The 17,314-nt window shown below is 73.2% G+C and carries 13 protein-coding genes; 8 read left to right on the plus strand and 5 right to left on the minus strand.

Annotation, left to right across the window (positions count from 1 at the left end):
* The first annotated feature begins 40 nt into the window (after positions 1–40).
* The 4 genes from ACQ614_RS20585 (at position 41) to ACQ614_RS20600 (ending at position 7,307) form a co-directional block, all read left to right on the plus strand.
* Positions 41–829 carry an aminoglycoside N(3)-acetyltransferase gene (locus tag ACQ614_RS20585; protein WP_431679970.1) on the plus strand — a complete coding sequence of 263 codons (789 nt, stop codon included), beginning with the start codon at positions 41–43 and terminating at the stop codon, positions 827–829.
* 109 nt (positions 830–938) lie between these two features.
* Positions 939–2,231, plus strand: coding sequence for a TIR-like protein FxsC (locus ACQ614_RS20590; RefSeq protein ID WP_431679971.1), 1,293 nt, complete (start codon positions 939–941; stop codon positions 2,229–2,231).
* On the plus strand, positions 2,228–6,241 hold the full coding sequence (gene fxsT, locus ACQ614_RS20595) for an FxSxx-COOH system tetratricopeptide repeat protein (protein WP_431679972.1): 4,014 nt from the start codon (positions 2,228–2,230) through the stop codon (positions 6,239–6,241). Before ACQ614_RS20590 ends, fxsT begins: the two co-directional genes overlap by 4 nt.
* Before the next feature lie 67 nt (positions 6,242–6,308).
* Positions 6,309–7,307 (plus strand): 2-hydroxyacid dehydrogenase, encoded by a 999-nt coding sequence (locus ACQ614_RS20600; RefSeq protein ID WP_431679973.1) that lies wholly within the window; start codon positions 6,309–6,311, stop codon positions 7,305–7,307.
* Here ACQ614_RS20600 and ACQ614_RS20605 read toward each other — a convergent pair.
* From ACQ614_RS20605 to ACQ614_RS20615, 3 genes are all read right to left on the minus strand, one after another.
* Entirely contained in the window at positions 7,267–8,133 is an 867-nt protein-coding gene (locus tag ACQ614_RS20605; RefSeq protein WP_431679974.1) for an alpha/beta hydrolase, read from the minus strand. The genes ACQ614_RS20600 and ACQ614_RS20605 overlap by 41 nt on opposite strands.
* A gap of 14 nt (positions 8,134–8,147) precedes the next feature.
* Complete coding sequence (locus ACQ614_RS20610) at positions 8,148–9,119, minus strand: DUF4231 domain-containing protein (RefSeq protein WP_431679975.1); 972 nt, start codon at positions 9,117–9,119, stop codon at positions 8,148–8,150.
* Between the two features lie 178 nt (positions 9,120–9,297).
* Positions 9,298–10,047, minus strand: a complete 750-nt coding sequence (locus tag ACQ614_RS20615; protein ID WP_431679976.1) for a sugar isomerase domain-containing protein — start codon at positions 10,045–10,047, stop codon at positions 9,298–9,300.
* Between the two features lie 197 nt (positions 10,048–10,244).
* Between ACQ614_RS20615 and ACQ614_RS20620 the strand changes: the two genes are divergently transcribed.
* Entirely contained in the window at positions 10,245–10,934 is a 690-nt protein-coding gene (locus tag ACQ614_RS20620) for a metal-dependent transcriptional regulator (RefSeq protein WP_431679977.1), read from the plus strand.
* 494 nt (positions 10,935–11,428) lie between these two features.
* Here the strand turns inward: ACQ614_RS20620 and ACQ614_RS20625 are convergent, their stop codons facing one another.
* On the minus strand, positions 11,429–12,130 hold the full coding sequence (locus ACQ614_RS20625; RefSeq protein WP_431679978.1) for a bifunctional DNA primase/polymerase: 702 nt from the start codon (positions 12,128–12,130) through the stop codon (positions 11,429–11,431).
* A 312-nt stretch (positions 12,131–12,442) separates the two neighbouring features.
* Between ACQ614_RS20625 and ACQ614_RS20630 the strand changes: the two genes are divergently transcribed.
* Both ACQ614_RS20630 and ACQ614_RS20635 read left to right on the plus strand, forming a co-directional pair.
* Positions 12,443–13,819 (plus strand): transcriptional regulator, encoded by a 1,377-nt coding sequence (locus ACQ614_RS20630; RefSeq protein ID WP_363488748.1) that lies wholly within the window; start codon positions 12,443–12,445, stop codon positions 13,817–13,819.
* A gap of 263 nt (positions 13,820–14,082) precedes the next feature.
* Positions 14,083–15,210 (plus strand): hypothetical protein, encoded by a 1,128-nt coding sequence (locus ACQ614_RS20635; RefSeq protein WP_431679979.1) that lies wholly within the window; start codon positions 14,083–14,085, stop codon positions 15,208–15,210.
* A 69-nt stretch (positions 15,211–15,279) separates the two neighbouring features.
* On the opposite strand, the gene ACQ614_RS20640 is transcribed toward ACQ614_RS20635, so the two are convergent.
* Entirely contained in the window at positions 15,280–16,596 is a 1,317-nt protein-coding gene (locus tag ACQ614_RS20640; protein WP_431679980.1) for an ABC transporter substrate-binding protein, read from the minus strand.
* A gap of 172 nt (positions 16,597–16,768) precedes the next feature.
* Here ACQ614_RS20640 and ACQ614_RS20645 point away from each other — a divergent pair, with 172 nt between their 5' ends.
* The gene (locus tag ACQ614_RS20645; protein ID WP_363488754.1) at positions 16,769–17,287 is read left to right on the plus strand and encodes an SCO4402 family protein; all 519 of its coding nucleotides are present in this window, start codon (positions 16,769–16,771) and stop codon (positions 17,285–17,287) included.
* Positions 17,288–17,314: the final 27 nt, after the last annotated feature.

Raw genomic sequence — 17,314 nt, forward strand, 5'->3', positions numbered from 1 at the left:
AGCCTTGGTCCGTGACTCGCCACGGAGGACGGAGACCGGGTTGTACTCCCAGCGGGAGCTGACGGGCCATCTGCGCGCTCTCGGCGTCCGCGAGGGGGAGGTGCTGCTCGTCCAGTCCTCCGCCCGCGCCGTCGGCCCGGTCCGGGACCGCACCCGGACGATCGTCGCCGCCCTGCGCGAGGCGCTCGGCGAGGGCGGCACCCTCGTCGCCTACACCGCGACACCGGAGAACTCGCGTACCTCCCCGCTGCACAAGGCGGCCACGGCAGGGCTCTCCGGCGACGAACTGCGCCGGTTCGTCGACGGCATGAAGGCCTTCGACCGCGAGCACACCCCGGCCTCGCCCACCATGGGCCGGGTCGCCGAGGAGATCAGGCTGCTGCGGGGCGCCGTCCGCAGCAACCATCCGCAGACCTCCTTCACCGCCGTCGGCCCGATGGCCGAGGAGCTCACCGCCGACCACGACCTCGACTGCCACCTGGGCGAGCGCTCCCCGGTGAACCGGCTCTACAAGGCGGGCGCCAGGGTGCTGCTGATCAGCGTGCCGTGGTCCTGCTGCACGGTCTTCCACCTCGCCGAGTACCGCCGGCCCGACCCGCCGCTGCAGCACTACGCCACGGTCGTCACCGGCGCGGACGGGCGCCGCACGTGGGCGCGGTTCGAGGCGCCCCGGCTGGAGACCGCGCACTTCGAGCAGATGGCCGCCGAGATCGTCGACGGCATCCCCGGCGTGGAGCGGGGGCCCTTCGGGGACGCCGGGTGCGTGCTGATGCCCATCGCGGAGACCGTCGACGTGGCGACCGAGTGGCTGCTGAAGAGCCAGAGTTGACCGAGTTCTGATGTGTCGTGAGTTGCGGCCCTATTCCATGGGGAAGAACACCTTCCTAGACTGGCAATCCCGTGCGGGGGTCAGGTGACGGGTCTCGGGGGAGGCACATGTGAACGGCCTGGGGGGACGGGGCGAGGCTGCCGTAAGGCCGTACTTCTTCCTCAGCTATGCACACACACCACGCGTCACCAGCCGGGCCGGTGACCCCAACCACTGGGTGGCCAAACTCTTCGAGGACCTCTGCGAGGCGATCACCGAACTGACCGACGTGCCCGACGGCGTTCCCGTCGGGTTCATGGACCAGTCCATGCACCAGGGGCAGTTCTGGGCCGACCGGCTCACCAAGGAGCTCGCCAGCTGCCGGGTCTTCGTGCCGCTGTACTCGCCGAGGTATTTCAAGAGCCATGCGTGCGGTCAGGAATGGCATCTTTTCAGCCAACGCCCGGTCTACCGCAAACGCCAGGACAGCGAGGAGACCAGCGGCATCGTCCCCGTCCTCTGGGTGGCGATGGGCCATTACACGCTGCCCCGCTGCGCCAGCAAGCTCCAGTTCAACCACGCGAGCTTCGGCCCCGACTACGCCACCGAGGGCCTGTACGCGCTGATGAAGCTCACCGCCTACCGGCCCCAGTACGAACTCGCCGTGCACCGGCTCGCCCAGCGGATCGTCGACGTCGCGGAGCAGACGATCATCCCGGTCGGGCGGCCGGCCGACTTCGAGGCGCAACCCAGTGCCTTCGGCGAGCAGGAACGCCCGAACGCGGTACGGATCGCGGTCTACTCCTACCGGCGCGACGAACTGCCGCCCGGCCGCAGCGCCGAGTACTACGGGGCGCTGCGCACCGACTGGCAGCCCTACCGGCCGGAGTCCCGCAGACCCCTCGCCGAGGACGCCGTCGAGTGCGCCCGGGACATGGACTTCCGGGCAACCGTCCACGAATTCGAGAACGAGGCAACGGCGCTGCTCGGCGGGGCCGAACCCACCGCCCCCTCCGTCGTACTGGTCGACCGCTGGGCCCTGTACGACGACCGCCGCCGCGAGAAGGTGGCCCGGCTCGACCGGCGCGGCCTCGCCTGGGTCAGCACCCTCGAACCGTGGAACGGTACGGACGAGGAGTCCGCGGCCCGCGACGGCGAACTCACCCGGCTCAGCAACGAGGTGCTGGGCGGCGGTCGGCCGACCCTGCGCGGAGCCGGACCCCCGACCACCCTGGAAGCCTTCCGGCAGGCCCTGCAACGGGCCCTCGTCCGCGCCAACGAAGGTTTCGTCCGCCGCAACGAGCCCGCCGCCCACCCGCCGGGCCCGCGCAGACCGAGCCTGCGGGACCAGGCCGAGCCAGCACAGCACGCCGAGGACGGCGGAGGCACCGGAAGGGCCGCGCCAGGGGGAGGACAGCCATGACCGACAGCCAGACCCGGGCCGCCACACACCATCGGTACACGGCCCCCGACGCCGCGGCGGAGCCGAGGACGGACGAGGGCCGCCAGGGCCGGATCATCACGTTCTACTCGTACAAGGGCGGCACCGGCCGCACCATGGCGCTCGCCAACACCGCCTGGATACTCGCCGCCAACGGCTTCCGGGTGCTCACCGTCGACTGGGACCTGGAGGCACCCGGCCTCGGCCGGTTCTTCCACCCCTTCCTCGACCAGGCCGCCGTCGACGGCACCACCGGCATGATGGACCTCTTCGCGGACTACTACGACGAGGCCCGCCGCCCCGTCGAGCGCGCCCTCGACTGGCACGAGGACTTCGCCCGCATCCACCCGCACGCCATCTCGCTCTCCTGGAGCTTCCCCGGCACCGGCGGCCTCGACTACGTGCCGGCCGGCCAGGTCAACCGGGACTACTCCGCCAACCGGATCGACTGGGACGACTTCTACGAGCGCTACAACGGCCAGCGCTTCCTGCAGTCGCTGCGCCAGGACATGAAGCACCACTACGACTACGTCCTGATCGACAGCCGGACCGGCCTCACCGACACCGCGGACATCTGCACCGTCGAGATGCCCGACGAACTGGTCGTCTGCTTCACCCTGAGCGACCAGAGCATCGACGGCGCCGCCCGGATCGCACACACCGTCGACGGACGGTTCGGCGACCGCGGCATCCGTATCCTGCCGGTGCCCATGCGCATCGACGAGAACGAGAAGGAGAAGGCCGACGCCGGCCGCGCACACGCCCGGATCCGCTTCTCCGGCCTGCCCTCCGGCCTCGCCGAGCCCGAACTCGCCCACTACTGGGCCTCCGTGGAGATCCCCTACCGCCCGTTCTACTCGTACGAGGAGATCCTCGCCCCGTTCGGCGACGCGCCCGGCCAGCCGGCCTCACTGCTCTCCGCCTGCGAACGGCTCACCGCGGCCATCACCCGCAACCGGGTCACCGCCCTGCCGCCGATGGACGAACTCGAACGGCTCCGCAACCTCGACGCGTTCATCCGCCGGCGGCCCACGGCCCCCGCCGACCTGTACCTCAGCTACGTCGCCGAGGACCGTGTCTGGGCCGACTGGATCGCCGCCGTGCTCACCGACGCCGGCTTCCGGGTCGTCTCCCGCGACCTCGGCGTCGGCTCCGACCCGCGCTCCTCCACCGAGCAGGGCATCGACTCGGCCTTCCGCACGGTCGCCGTGCTTTCCTCCGCCTACCTCGTCTCGCCGCAGGCCCAGGCACTGTGGGAGCGCACCGTCGGCGGCGACCCGGCCGGCACCCGCCGCCAGGTCATCCCCGTCCGCGTCGGTGACGTCCGGCTCACCGCGCCGTTCAACAACCGCAACCCCGTCGACCTCGTCGGCCGCGACGAGATCCAGGCCGCCCTCACCCTGCTGCGCGCCGTCGGCCACACCGATCCGGTGCCCACCGAACGCAGCCCCGGCAGCCCGCGCTTCCCCGGCACCCGCCCCACCTACTGGTCGGTGCCGCAGCGCAATCCCTCGTTCACCGGGCGCGCCAAGGTCCTCGACGACCTGCGCGAACAACTGGTCGGCGGCCCCACCGCCGTGCTGCCCACCCCGCAGACCCTCTACGGCCTCGGCGGCGTCGGCAAGACCCAGGTCGCCCTGGAGTACGCCCACCGCTACATGTCGCACTACGACCTGGTCTGGTGGATCGACGCGGAGCAGGCCGAGTCCGTCGTGCACGACCTCGCCGAACTGGCCGACCGGCTGGGCCTGCGCGTCGGCGAGAGCGTCAACGAGGCCGCCGAGGCCGCCCGCGAGGCGCTGCGCCGCGGCACGCCCACCGCCCGCTGGCTGCTGATCTTCGACAACGCCGACGAGCCGTCCGAGGTCCGCCGCTACTTCCCCGGCGGCTCCGGCCACATCCTCATCACCTCGCGCAACCAGGGCTGGTCCGGCCAGGCCGGGGTGCTCGGCGTCGACGTCTTCACCCGCGGCGAGAGCATCGACCACCTGCGCCGCCGGGTGCGCGGCCTCTCCCGGCAGGACGCCGACCGGGTCGCCGACGCCGTCGGCGACCTGCCGCTCGCCGTCGAGGTCGCCGCCGCCTGGCTGGAGACCACCCGCACCCCGGTCGACACCTACGTCGCCCAACTGCAGGCCGAGGCCACCAAGGCACTCGCCGCCGGCGACACCCCGGTCGACTACCCCACCCCGGTCGGCGCCACCTGGAACGTCTCCATCGCCCGGCTGCGCGAGCAGTCCCCGGCGGCCGTCCGACTCCTCCAGCTCTGCGCCTTCTTCGCACCGGAGCCGATCTCGCTCACCCTCTTCTACAACGACCAGATGACCAGGTCCCTCGCCCCCTACGACGAGGACCTCACCGACAGCTTCATGCTCGGCAAGGTCATCCAGGCCGTCAGCCGCTACGCCCTCGCCAAGACCGACGCCGCCAGCAACAGCTTCCAGGTGCACCGCCTCGTCCAGGCCGTCGTCCGCAGCGGCATGACCGAGGCCGAGCGGGAGGACGCCATGCACGACGTGCACCGCATCCTCGTCAGCGCCCGGCCCGCCCTCGGCGACACCGACGACCCCGCCAACTGGCCCGCCTTCGAGAAGATCTGGCCCCACCTGCTGCCCTCCCGGGCCCAGGACTGCGGCGAGCGCGAAACCCGAGAGATGCTCATCGACCGCGTCCGCTACCTGTGGAAGCGCGTCGACCTCGACCGCGCCATGGCCCTCGCCCGGACCCTCGGCGACTCCTGGGCGGCCCGCTACGTGACGGAGACCAACGCGGCCGAGCGCCGCTTCCTGCGCCGGCAGATCCTGAGCCTCAACTTCCAGCTCGCCAACGTGCTGCGCTCCCAGGGCGCGTTCGCCGAGGCCCTGGAACTCGACCGGGCCACCCTGGCCGGACAGAAGGAACTCCTCGGCGACCACAACGCCTTCACCCTGATGACCGCCGGCTCGCTCGCCGCCGACCTGCGCGCCCTCGGGCGCTTCCAGGAGGCGCTCATCCTCGACACCGACACCCACAACCAGTTCCGCGACCTGTTCGGCGACGACAACCCGCGCACCCTGACCGCCGCCAACAACCTCGCCATCGACCACCGGCTCGTCGGCAACACCCAGTTCGCCCGCGACCTCGACCAGGAGACCTACGACCGCCGGGTCGCCGTCCTCGGCCCGAACCACCCGTACACGCTGTCCAGCAAGTCCAACCTCGCCCGCGACCTGCGCGAGATGGGCGACTACAAGGGCTCCGTCGACATGCTGCGCGAGGTCACCGAGAGCCTCGACGCGATCCTCCAGCCCGACGCCCCGGAGAACCTGCGCTGCGCCAAGTCGCTCGCCGTCTCGCTCCGCCGCGCCGGCGAGGTCCGCGAGGCCCGCCGACTCACCGAGCAGACCTACGAGCGCTACGTCGAGCGGTACGGCGAGGAGAACGCCGAGGCCCTGGCCTGCCGGCTCAACCTCGCCGCCGACCACAGCGCCGCTGGCGACAAGGAGACCGCCCGCGACATCGCCGCCGCCGCCTACGAGGGCTACCGCCGACAGCTGGGCGACCAGCACCCCTTCACCCAGGTCTGCCAGAACAACCTCGCCATCTACCTCCGCGGCAGCGGCGACCTGCCGGGCGCCATCCGGCACAACGACGAGGCCGTCAGCGGACTCGCCCGGTCCCTCGCCCCGGACCACCCCTACACCCTCAACGCCACCATCAACCTCGCCAACGCCTACGGCGACGACCACCAGCTCACCAGGGCCGAAGAACTCGGGCGCGCCGCCTACGCCGGGCTGCAGAACCGCTACGGCCCCGACCACCCCGACGCGGTCGTCTGCTCGCTCAACCTCGCCATCACCCTGCGCGCCGCCGGGCGCCAGGACGAGGCCGAATCACTGCGCCGGCAGTCGATCTCGGCCCTGGTCGAACTCTTCGGCGACGACCACCCGACCATCGTCTCCGCCCGTGGCTGGCAGCGGATCAACCGCGACCTGGAACCGCAGCCGCTCTGAGCCGCCCGACGACCCGCCCCGGGACACCACCGGGGCGGGCCCGTCGCCGGTGTAGCCTGCGGGCCTGATGACCGACACCACCGCGCCCAAGGTCCTCGTCACCCGCCGGCTCGCCCCCGGCGTCGTGGACCGGCTCCACCCCGCCTGCGACGTCCGGCACCACGACAGCGAGCAGCCGATGGCCCGCGCCGAGCTGCTCGCCGCCGCGGCCGGCTGCACCGCCCTGGTCACCACCCTCGACGACACCGTCGACGGCGAACTCCTCGACGCCGCCGGCCCGGCCCTGCGGCTGGTCGCCAACCACGCCGTCGGCACCCACAACATCGACCACGCAGCCTGCGCGGCCCGCGGCGTCGCCGTCTCCAACACTCCCGGAGTCCTGACCGAGGCCACCGCCGACATGGCCTGGGCCCTGCTGCTGGCCGCCACCCGACGGCTCGGCGAGGGCGAGCGGCTGCTGCGCTCCGGCCGCCCCTGGGCCTGGGCCCCGACCTTCCTGCTCGGCCTGGAACTGGCCGGCACTCCGCTCGGCATCCTCGGCATGGGCCGGATCGGACAGGCCGTCGCCCGCCGCGCCGCCGGCTTCGGCATGCCGGTGAGCTACCACAACCGCCAACGGCTCCCCGCCGACCTCGAACAGGGCGCCCGCCACCTGCCGCTCGACGAACTGCTCGCCGCCTCCCGGGTCCTGGTGGTGACCGCCCCGCTGACAGCCCGCACCCGGCACCTGCTCGACGCCGGGAGGATCGCCCGGATGCCCGCCGGCGCCGTCCTGGTCAGCATGACCGCAGGCGTCGTCGACGAGGAGGCGCTGGCCGCCGCACTCGCCTCCGGACACCTCTTCGCCGCCGCCGTGGACAACTTCGAGCACGAGCCGGCCGTCCCCGCCGCGCTGCTCGCCCAGGAACGGGCCGTGCTCGCCCCGCACCTCGGCAGCGCCACCGTCCGCACCCGTCAGGCCATGGGCGACCTGGCGGTCGACAACGTGCTCGCCGTCCTCGCCGGCGCCGAACCGCCCACCGGGGTCAGCCCGCCGCCCACTTCAGCGCCTCCGTCATCACCTTGAACGCACCGAAGTGCGCCGCCCCCGGCTCCAGGTAGAGGTCGGCGCCCGGGATGCGGTCGGCCAGCCAGCGGGAGTGGTCCACCGGCGAGAACTGGTCGTCCGCACCGTGCCACAGCCGGGTCGGCACCCGGATCGACGACACCTCGAACCCCCAGGGCGCGGTGAAGGCCAGCACATCGTCGATCCACCCGTCCGCACCGTGCCGGAACGCCTCCTGGTACGTCGCCAGCAGCATCCGCCGGATCCCCATGTCCGTGACCAGCGCCCGGTCGGTCGGCGGGAGTTCCGGCACCAGGTCGTCGATCAGCGCATGCGGGTTGTCCCTGATCAGCTTGGAGCGGGCCTGGAACGCATCGACGAAGAACTCCTCGCCCCGCTCCACCTCCGTGTACTCACGGACGTTGGACCGGGTCATCCCGCCGTACCAGTCCAGACCCTCCGCGAACCTCGGCGCCAGGCACACCAGCGCGGCCACCCGCGCCACCCGGTCCGGCAGCAGCGCCGCACAGGCCAGCGCGTGCGGCCCGCCCCCGGAGCGGCCCAGCACCGCGAAGCCGTCCAGCCCGAAGGCGTCCGCGATCGCCACCACGTCCTCGGCAGCCGAGGAGACCCGGCGGCCCGGCCGCCGGGTCGACTCCCCGTACCCGGGCCGGTCGAAGGAGATCAGCCGCACCCCCAGCCGCGCCAGCACGCTGCTGCGCGGCACCGGCCCCACTCTGCTGCCCGGCGTGCCGTGCAGCAGGAACACCGGCTTCCCGTACGGGTCACCGGTGGTCTCGACGGCCAGCCACCGTCCCGCCGCGGCCTCGACCAGTCGTCGTACCACGCAGTTCCTCCAGATCAGTTGGGCACGTCCAGGCTGCGCACCTCACGGCGGGCCTGCCAGGTGGTGTGCTCCCGCGAGATCGCGTCCTCGGCGTCCCGGGCGAGCCGCGCCCAGGTCTCCTCGGCGTCCTCGGAATCGGGCCGCAGCTGGTCCAGCTGGCGTTCCACCAGGGAGAGTTCGGACGCGGCGAGCGAATAGGCGGCGGCCTGTGGCCGGTACTGCCGCAGCTGCGCCCAGGCCGAGACCGAGGCGGCTATCGCCGAGACCGTGCCCAGCGCGTCGTAGCTGAAGTACCCCAGCGCCCGCAGTACGGCGAGCACCAGGCCCAGCATCGGCAGGGCGATGCCCAGCCGCCCCGCCCGCCGGCCGGCATTGGCGCACTGCCGGGCCTTGTGCTGGTACCACTCGCGCTGCGCCTGCACCCGCTCGCGCAGGTACACGTCGCGGCGCACGGGCAGCGGCTGGTCACGCAGCTGCTCCATCTTCTCGGTGATCTGCGGGTGCCGGGCCGACCCCCGCCAGGCCTGCAGCTCCGAACGGACCCGGGACATCTGGGGGATGACCCGGTCCGTCTCGAACTCGCCCAGGATGCCGTCGAGCTGGATCGCGTACAGCCGCTCGGCGTCCGGCAGCTTCTTCGGCGGCGGCTGGTAGGAGTCGGCCCGCACCGCGTACTTCCACGACAGCGTCTTCACCGACTCCGCGACCGCCCGACCCTCGTACCAGAGGCCCTGCGGGTTCTGGACGGTCATCAGCGCGGCCATCAGGACGGTGCACAGGTACGCGAAGGCCGCCACCCAGGCCCACACCGTGCCGTCCGCGGAGCCCGTCGCGGCGGCGGCGACCAGCAGCACCAGCTCCCAGCGGGAGAGCAGTACGGCCCGGCGCTGCCCCTGCAGCGAGGAGGAGTCGGCGGCCCAGAACAGCTCGGGCAGCAGGTCGTCCTCGCGCACCCAGCCGATCGAACGTGCCGGCCCCGCGGTCATGTCGGCCCCCCACCGTCGCTCCGACCCCAGCAGCAGTGTTGTGCCCCGCGCGGCGGCGCGGTACGCCTGGGGAACGGCCAGTATGGGTGCGGACCGTCGCCCGCCGACAGGTGCAGTTCGGACATAGGCCGCCCGCCGCCCGGCCCCCGGAGTCCCGCGGGCCGGGCGGTGGGGCCGGTCAGAACGCGTAGTAGATCCGCTCCCGGTTGTCCGCCATGACCTTGGCGTTCCACTCGGTGCCGCCGTCGACGTTGCCGGAGCGGAACAGCGGCGGGGTGATCCCGCGCTCGGTGAGCCGGCCGACCGCGGAGACCACCACCGCCTGCATCAGCGCACTGGTCACGATCGTGGACACCGGGCCGAAGGTGGTCTCCGCACCCGCGCAGGACAGCTCCCCGTCGCCGACCGCGATCTTGTTGTCCAGCACCACGTCGCAGTTGTCCTTGAGGAAGGTCCCGGACGGGTGGTTGGAGGTCACCGCGTCCGGATACGCCAGCGAGGTCACCCCGACCACGTTCATCCCGCGCTCCCGGGCGTGCCGCGCCAGCTCCACCGGCATCACCTGGCGTCCGGAGAGCGAGATCAGGAACAGCAGGTCGCCGGCGGCCGCCGGGGTGAGGTCCAGGGTCGCGGTCGCCAGCCCGGAGACCCGCTCCAGGGCACTGCCCAGCGGCGCCGGCATCACGTTCACCCCCGTCATCCCCGGCACGTTCAGCAGGTTGATCACGACCAGCCCGCCGGCCCGGTACACCACGTCCTGGGCGGCCAGCGAGGAGTGCCCGGCCCCGAAGGCGAAGATCCTCCGGCCGTCCGCCACCGCCCCGGCGAGCAGCTCGGCGGCCGCCTCGATCGACGCCGCCTCCTCGCGGCGGACCCGCTCCAGGTGGGCCACGGCGGCGTCGAAGTACTGCCCGACCAGGTCGGTCATCGAAATCTCCGATTCTCTGGGCGGCCGGGTGGTCCAGACCGCGCATGGAGGAAGATACGGCCTGCACGGTGCTGCCTGCGGCGGTCCGCTGTCAACAGCGATGAAAAGGGCCGGGCATGTACCACGACCGGTCCCTGTTGACACTGCGGTACGCCAGAATTGGCGGTGAGGACACCGAAGAACGGAGACCAGCGGCGATGTCTGGCCTGATCGACACAACGGAGATGTACCTCCGCACCATCCTCGAGCTGGAGGAGGAGGGCATCACGCCGATGCGCGCCCGCATCGCGGAGCGCCTGGAGCAGAGCGGCCCCACGGTCAGCCAGACCGTCGGCCGGATGGAGCGCGACGGCCTCCTCCGCGTCGCCGGCGACCGTCACCTGGAACTCACCGAGGAGGGCCGCCGGCTCGCGGTCCGCGTCATGCGCAAGCACCGGATCGCCGAGTGCCTGCTGGTCGACGTGATCGGCCTCGAGTGGGAGCAGGTCCACGAGGAGGCCTGTCGCTGGGAGCACGTGATGAGCGAGACGGTCGAGCGCAAGGTGCTCGCCATGCTCGGCCACCCCACCCAGTCCCCGTACGGCAACCCCATCCCCGGCCTGGACGAGCTCGGCGACACCAAGGCCGAGGGCGAGGGCTTCGACGCAGCCCTGCTCACCCTGGACGCGGTGGCCGGCAGCGGCGGCACCAACGTGGTCGTCCGCCGCATCGGCGAGCCGATCCAGACCGACGAGGAACTGATGCGCACCCTGCGCCGGGCCGGTGTCCGCCCGGGCGCGACGGTGCAGGTCTCCGCAGCCACCGGCGGCGTGCTGGTCGGCGCCGGAGAGAACGCCGCCGAACTCGGCAAGGACATCGCCGCCCACGTCTTCGTCGCCCAGGCCTAGGGCCCGCACGGGGGCACCCACGGCGATGCGAGCAGGGCCCGGCGCTCCCCGGCGCCGGGCCCTGCTGCTCCCCACCCGCTTCCCCTCCGTTCCCTCCCTGTTCCCCTTCGTGCTGCGGCACCGGCCACCCCGAGCCGGGACGGTGCCGCAGCCCCCGAAGCCCCCCTGTCCGCGTCCGGCTTCCCCGACCGAACGCCCTCCCCGGCCCCCCGGTCCGTGCCCCCCTCTCGTGTCGTTCTCGTACGTCCTCCCGACGGAATGTGTCCCCTCGGCAGATCGCGCCAATCCTTGAGACTTGTCACCCGAATGAGCGGGCTTGCCACGCTGAGCAGCGGGTACACCGGTGCCTCAGGGCGGACACGCGTCAGGCGGGCCCCGCCCCCGGTGGGAGGCGGGGCCCGCCGGATGCGCGCGAGGGTGTCGCGCGGTCCCGCCCTCACCCGATAGGAGCAGGGCGGCGGTCGGCGGACGGGTGAATTCCCGTCAGGCTCCGGTCAGCGCAGGCCCGCTGCGACCGGCCGGGGCTGCGGCCGGACGGGCCGGGAGGCGTCCCGGCCGCAGGCGTACGCGAGCGGGTTGATCAGCTCCGCGGCGTCAGGCAGCCAGCGGTTGATCGCGGACGGCGGCCGCGCCCACTGGGCGAAGCTGTACGGCCCGACCCGGGAGGGCGGGGCCACGATGAAGTCGCCCTCGCCGCGGGCCACCAGGTCGAGCCTGCCGGGCGCCCAGCCCAGCTTGCGGAGCATCTCCGGCAGCTTGGCCGCCACACCGGGCAGCACCAGGAAGTGCAGCCGCAGGCCGGCCCGGCCCGGGGCCGCGGGGACGGCCACCACCGGGCCGAGCTGCAGCCCCATCCGCTCCATCCGGGCCAGCGCCAGGCAGCCCGCGATCTCGGGCACGTCCAGCACGTCGAAGGAGCTGCCGGTGGGGAGCAGGATCGAGGCCTCCGGTCGCTCCGTCCACCAGCGCCGCACCACGCCCGGGCCCGCGCTGGCCCTGCGCCGCCAGTCCTCCTCCGTCGGGTGCGCGCCGGGCAGCGCGCACCGGAGATCGCCGCACGAGCAGTGCGCCGGTCCGTCGCCGTCGACCAGCGATGCGCCGGGGACGACCTCCCAGTGGCGGTCCTCCGCGTAACTGACGGCTTCGATGAGGAGCGGGGGCAGGCCCTGCTCGCGGGCTCCTGGGGTGTTGTCCACGTGTTGCTCAACTACCGTGCGTGAAGGCGGTTACGGCCGGGCGGGGGGTGGTCAGCCGGACGCCGTGGATGTCACCCTCGACGGTGAGGCGTCCCCGTTTCCGGGCGGCCGGTCGAGGGCGGTAACGGGCGCAGTGGGGGCGCACAGAGGCATTCACCAGGGCGCGTGGGGAGTGGATGCGTCACCCTGGGTATTCCGCTGGTGTCGCCGGGTACCCGGCCGGGGGAGGTCGCCCCCGCCCGCCGGCGCAGGCACCAGCAGCAGAATCGTCGCCCCGCGGTCAGGGCCGGGGGCGTTGGGGAGGCGAAGTTCATGGCCGCGAGACCACTCGTCGCACGAGAGCCCAACGAGCGCTTGCAGCAGCTGATCCAGGAGGCGGGCTGCTCCAACGCGGGCCTCGCCCGCCGGGTCAACCTCTGCGGCGCCGAGCACGGCCTGGACCTGCGCTACGACAAGACCTCGGTGGCCCGCTGGCTGCGCGGGCAGCAGCCGCGCGGCCAGGCGCCGGCCGTGATCGCCGAGGCGCTCGGCCGCAAGCTGGGCCGCGGCGTCACGGTGGACGAGATCGGCATGGCTGACGGCAAGGGCCTCAGCTCCTCGGTCGGCCTGCAGTTCGCCCCCAACCTGAACGCCGCGCTGGAGCAGGTCTGCGAACTGTGGCGCAGCGACGTGGGCCGGCGGGACTTCCTCGCCGGGGCCACCGTCGCCGCCTCCGCACTGGTCGAGCCCAGCCGGGACTGGCTGATCACCCCGCCGGACCCGGTCGTCGCCCGCGCCGGCGCCACCCGGGTCGGCCCGACCGACGTCGCCGCCGTCCGGGCCACCACCCAGATGCTGGTCGAGCTCGACCACCGCTTCGGCAGCGGCCACGTCCGCCCGGTGGTCGTCCACTACCTGAACAGCGTGGTGTCGAACCTGCTCTCCGGCGGCTACCGGGACGAGACGGGGCGTCAGCTCTTCGCCGCGGTCGCCCGGCTGACCGAGCTCGCCGGCTACATGGCGGTGGACACCGGGCAGCCCGGCCTCGCCCAGCGCTACTACATCCAGGCGCTGCGGCTGGCCCAGGCGGCCGACGACCGCGGTTACGGCGGCTACGTGCTGGCCGCCTCGATGAGTCACCTGGCGGCCACCCTCGGCAACCCGCGGGAGATCGCCCAGCTCGCCCGGGCCGCCCAGGAGGGCGCCCGCTCGGTCGCCACCCCGACCGCGATGGCGATGTTCTACGCGGCCGAGGCGCGCGGCCACGCGCTGCTCGGCGACGCGAGGGCGTGCGAGGCGGTGGCGGCCCGGGCCCAGGAGGCGATGACGCACCGCAACCCCGCGGACGACCCGGACTGGATCGTCCACTTCGACGAGGCGTACCTGGCCGACGAGCTCGCGCACTGCCACCGCGACCTGGAGCAGGGCGCGAAGGCGGAGGCGTACGCCCGTACTGCGCTGGAGCTGCACCCCGTGAGCCGTGTGCGCCGGCGTGCCGTGGACCTCGTCCTGCTGGCCACCGCGCAGTTGCAGCAGCGCGAGGTGGAGCGGGCCTGCGAGACGGGCACCCAGGCCGTGCGGCTGCTGAGCGGTCTGCGGTCGAACCGCGGTGTGGAGTACCTCCACGACTTCCGGAGCCGGCTGGAGCCGTACCGCGAGCACCGGGTCGTCCGGGAGTTCCAGGCCAGGCTGGCGGGGGAGGCTGCCTGAGCCGGGGAAGGTCCGCTTCGTGAGGAGCAGGTGAGGAACGCCCTCCCTGCGTAGTCACCCGTGCAGGTGACGGGGTAGCGTGGGCGTGCTATGCAGCGTTACCCAGGTCGTCGAGCAGTTGTGGTCCGCCGTCAGCGTGCGCGCGGCACAGGTGAGGAATCGCGTTGAGCCAGCGCCGCTTCTCCCACTCCCATTCCTCCAGCGACTTCAACTTGGACGATCTGTTCAGGCCGGAGTCCGGAGGGGAGCAGGGTCAGCCGGGCGTGCCCGCACAGCAGGCACCGCCCGCCCAGCAGCCGGTGCCGCAGGCCGCGCCGCCGGTGCCCGGCCAGGGCGGCCCGGAGTACTGGGGCCCGGCGCCGGGCGCCGCGCAGCAGGCTGCCCAGCCTGCCGCGCCGGCCGAGCACGCCCCGGAGACGCAGTACCTGCCGCCGTACCCGACCGCCGACCCCTCGGTGGGCGGGATGCCGCAGCAGACACCGGGTCAGCCGATGCCGGGTCAGCCCGGGCAGGGCACGGGGCAGTCGTACGGCGGCCAGCAGACCTTCGGCGGCCAGCAGGCCTACGGGGACCAGCACGCCTACGGCGGCCAGCAGTCGTACGGGGGCCAGACCTTCGGCGGCGGCTTCCCCGCCGAGGCGCAGCCGCAACAGGCCGTTCCGCAGCCCGGGTACGGCGCGCAGCAGACCTTCGGCGGGCAGTCCTTCCCGGCCGCCCCGACGGTCGTTCCCGGGTCGGGCGGCCGCTCCGGCGGCTCCGCCGGGCGCCCGTCCAACAAGATGATCATCGGCGGTGTGATCGCCGGCTGCGCGGCGGCGGGCATCCTGGTCGCCGTGCTGATGAGCGGCGGCGACGAGACCCCCTCGGGAGCCGACGCCACCCCGGTGGCCAAGGCCTCCAGCGGCGCCCCGGCGACCTCGGGCGCCGGCGGGCTGAGCCCGGAGGCCAAGGGGCAGGCGAAGGCCCTCTCCGACCTGCTGGGCACCGCCAGCGCCAGCCGCCAGGCCGTGGTGGGTGCGGTGGCCGCGGTCGGCAAGTGCGAGAAGCTGCCGGAGTCGCAGGCCGCCCTGACCGACGCCGCGGCGCAGCGGCAGGGGCTGCTGACCAAGCTGGGCGCGCTCAAGACGGACAAGCTGACCGGCGGCGCCGAGCTGTCCTCGCAGCTGCAGAAGGCCTGGCAGGCCTCGGCCAACGCGGACACCGAGTACGCGGCCTGGGCGGGCGACGCCGCGGCCGGCTGCGACCCGGCGACGGTCAAGAACAACCCGCACCTGAAGTCGGCCACCGAGGCCAGCGGCACGGCGACCGGGGCGAAGGAGAAGGCCTCCACGCTGTGGAACGCGATCGCCGCCCAGGCCGGCCTGCCGACCAAGGACAAGATCGAGCTCTGAGGCCCTGAACGGCGCGAGGGGCGGACGGGATGCATCCCGTCCGCCCCTCGCGCCGTTCAGGGCCCGGTGTCACGCCGTGGGCTTGCCCCCGGCGAGCACCCAGCGGATGTCGACGAAGCCCTTGTGCTGCTCCACCAGCCGGCCGCCCTGCACCTGCTGGAAGGTGACCGAGGTGTTGACCAACCGGGGCGAGTCGGCGCTGGCGAGCATGTTGGTCATGCCCCAGCTCAGCGGCGGGGTGGCACCGTTGGTCTCGATCGGGTCGCCGCTGTCCAGCACGGCCCGCAGGGTCTTGGCGGTGAGCGGCTTGGACGCGTCCACCCGTGCGGCCGCGGCCCGCAGCACCTCGTACGCGACCCAGGTGGTCTGCACGCCCGGGTCGGCGGTGTCGATGGCGGTGTCGCCGGCACCGTAGCTGCGGACGGTGCCGCGCAGGGCGTCCCAGACGGGCGAGGCCTCGGCGGGGAACCAGCCGGTGGCGTAGGCGCCGCCGAGCGGGCCGTTGTCGCCGCCGGTGGAGTCCACCACGGACTGCTGGAAGCTGCCGATCACCGAGGCCAGCGCGGTGTGCTTGGGGCCGAGCCGGCGGAACGGGTCGAGCAGGTTGGCGGTGGGCTCGGGGCCGAGCGCGACCGTCACGCAGTTGCCGTTACGGTCGTCGCCGATGGCCTTCTGGGCGATCGGGGTGTAGTCGTTCGACCGCTCGGGCGCCTTGACGTCGGTCAGCCTGATGTTGGCGGGCCGCAGCGCCGCGTCCAGGTAGCCGACCAGGGTGTCGCCGGCCCGGGTGTCCGGGCGGATCAGCGAGACGGTCTTGCAGCCGGCCTCGACCAGCTGCCGGCCGCTGCCGGCGATGAGGGCGGGCGTGCCGCCGGCCACCGGGTAGGACAGCGGGCTGCTGAACTCCGGCGTGGAGAGGCCGTAGCCGCCCAGGTAGGGGATGCCGGCCTGCTCCAGCATGGCGACGAAGCCGGAGCCGTACTGGCTGTAGGAGCCGACCACGGCGATCGCGTGCGCGTCCACGGCCTGCCGGGCGCAGGCGGTGACGCCCTCCGAGGTGTTGTGCTCGTTGCAGGTCAGCACCCGCAGCTTGCGGCCGTGCAGGCCGCCCTTGGCGTTGATCTCGCGGCCGACCGCCTCGGCCAGCGCGGTCATGCCGGGCCGGTCGGCGGAGCCGGTGCCGGCCGGCGCCCAGGTCATCACGGTCAGGTCGGCGGAGGCGGAGGCGGCGTCCGCCGGACCGCCGCAGGCGGAGGTGGCGAGCAGGGCGGGAACGAGGGCCGCCGCGGCGGCCAGGACGCCCGCTCTGCGACGCGCTCCCCGACTGGGGCCGGCGATCCGCCGACCGGTCGGCTGATGGTCGTCGGGCGATCCGTTCCGCCTCATGATGACTCCCTCCCCGGGTCCTCACGGCCGCTGCGATCGGCCGAAAACAAGCCTTGACCTGACCGGGCAAGGCGAGAGGGACGAAAGGCGAACGGAAAGCCAACGCAGGCGGAACTCCGGGGGGTGACGCGTGTAGAGCGCAACTCGTCGGGGAACGTACGATCGAAGGACGATGTCCGACAGCACAGATTCTTCGTATCGGTCCGCCAACAGCTCTTCTCGCGGCGGCCGTCGCTCCAGCACGATGGGCCGCATGCCGCTCAACGATCTGCCCTGGTGGCGCTGGCGCGCCCGCATCCGCTCGGCGCTGCACATGCTCTCCGACCCGACCTTCCAGCAGCACGCCTGGCTGGCCGGCCTGGACGGGTACGGCGACGTCACCGACGCCGTCTACCGCCTCGTCGAGGACAGCTGGCTCGACCGCTGGTCCGCCGAGAAGTACATCGGCACGGTCGTCCGCGACGCCGCCGAGGCCGCGGCTGTGGACGCCGCCGTGCTCCGCGTCCTCCGGGTGCTGCACCAGGTCGGCGCGGACGCCCCCGCCGCCGCCTACCTCGGCCACCAGCTCTGGCCCGAGGCGGTCGCCGCCGCCCGCGAGGCGCACGTCCTGCTGGCCGTCAACGACGGCGAGGACCCGGACACCCCGCCGCGCAGCCTGGAGGTGCTGCGGATCATGACCCGGGCGGCCTGACCCGGGGCGTCCGGGCGGCGTCCCGCA

The sequence above is a fragment of the Kitasatospora dryopteridis genome (assembly GCF_050749075.1).
GTDB lineage: Bacteria > Actinomycetota > Actinomycetes > Streptomycetales > Streptomycetaceae > Kitasatospora.

What these genes read in the sequence shown, in the direction of transcription:
- fxsT (WP_431679972.1), top strand. Translation starts at nt 2,228, where the DNA reads ATGACCGACAGCCAGACCCGGGCCGCCACACACCATCGGTACACGGCC.
- ACQ614_RS20600 (WP_431679973.1), top strand. Translation starts at nt 6,309, where the DNA reads ATGACCGACACCACCGCGCCCAAGGTCCTCGTCACCCGCCGGCTCGCC.
- ACQ614_RS20610 (WP_431679975.1), bottom strand. Translation starts at nt 9,119, where the DNA reads ATGACCGCGGGGCCGGCACGTTCGATCGGCTGGGTGCGCGAGGACGAC.
- ACQ614_RS20615 (WP_431679976.1), bottom strand. Translation starts at nt 10,047, where the DNA reads ATGACCGACCTGGTCGGGCAGTACTTCGACGCCGCCGTGGCCCACCTG.
- ACQ614_RS20620 (WP_431679977.1), top strand. Translation starts at nt 10,245, where the DNA reads ATGTCTGGCCTGATCGACACAACGGAGATGTACCTCCGCACCATCCTC.
- ACQ614_RS20630 (WP_363488748.1), top strand. Translation starts at nt 12,443, where the DNA reads ATGGCCGCGAGACCACTCGTCGCACGAGAGCCCAACGAGCGCTTGCAG.
- ACQ614_RS20640 (WP_431679980.1), bottom strand. Translation starts at nt 16,596, where the DNA reads ATGAGGCGGAACGGATCGCCCGACGACCATCAGCCGACCGGTCGGCGG.
- ACQ614_RS20645 (WP_363488754.1), top strand. Translation starts at nt 16,769, where the DNA reads ATGTCCGACAGCACAGATTCTTCGTATCGGTCCGCCAACAGCTCTTCT.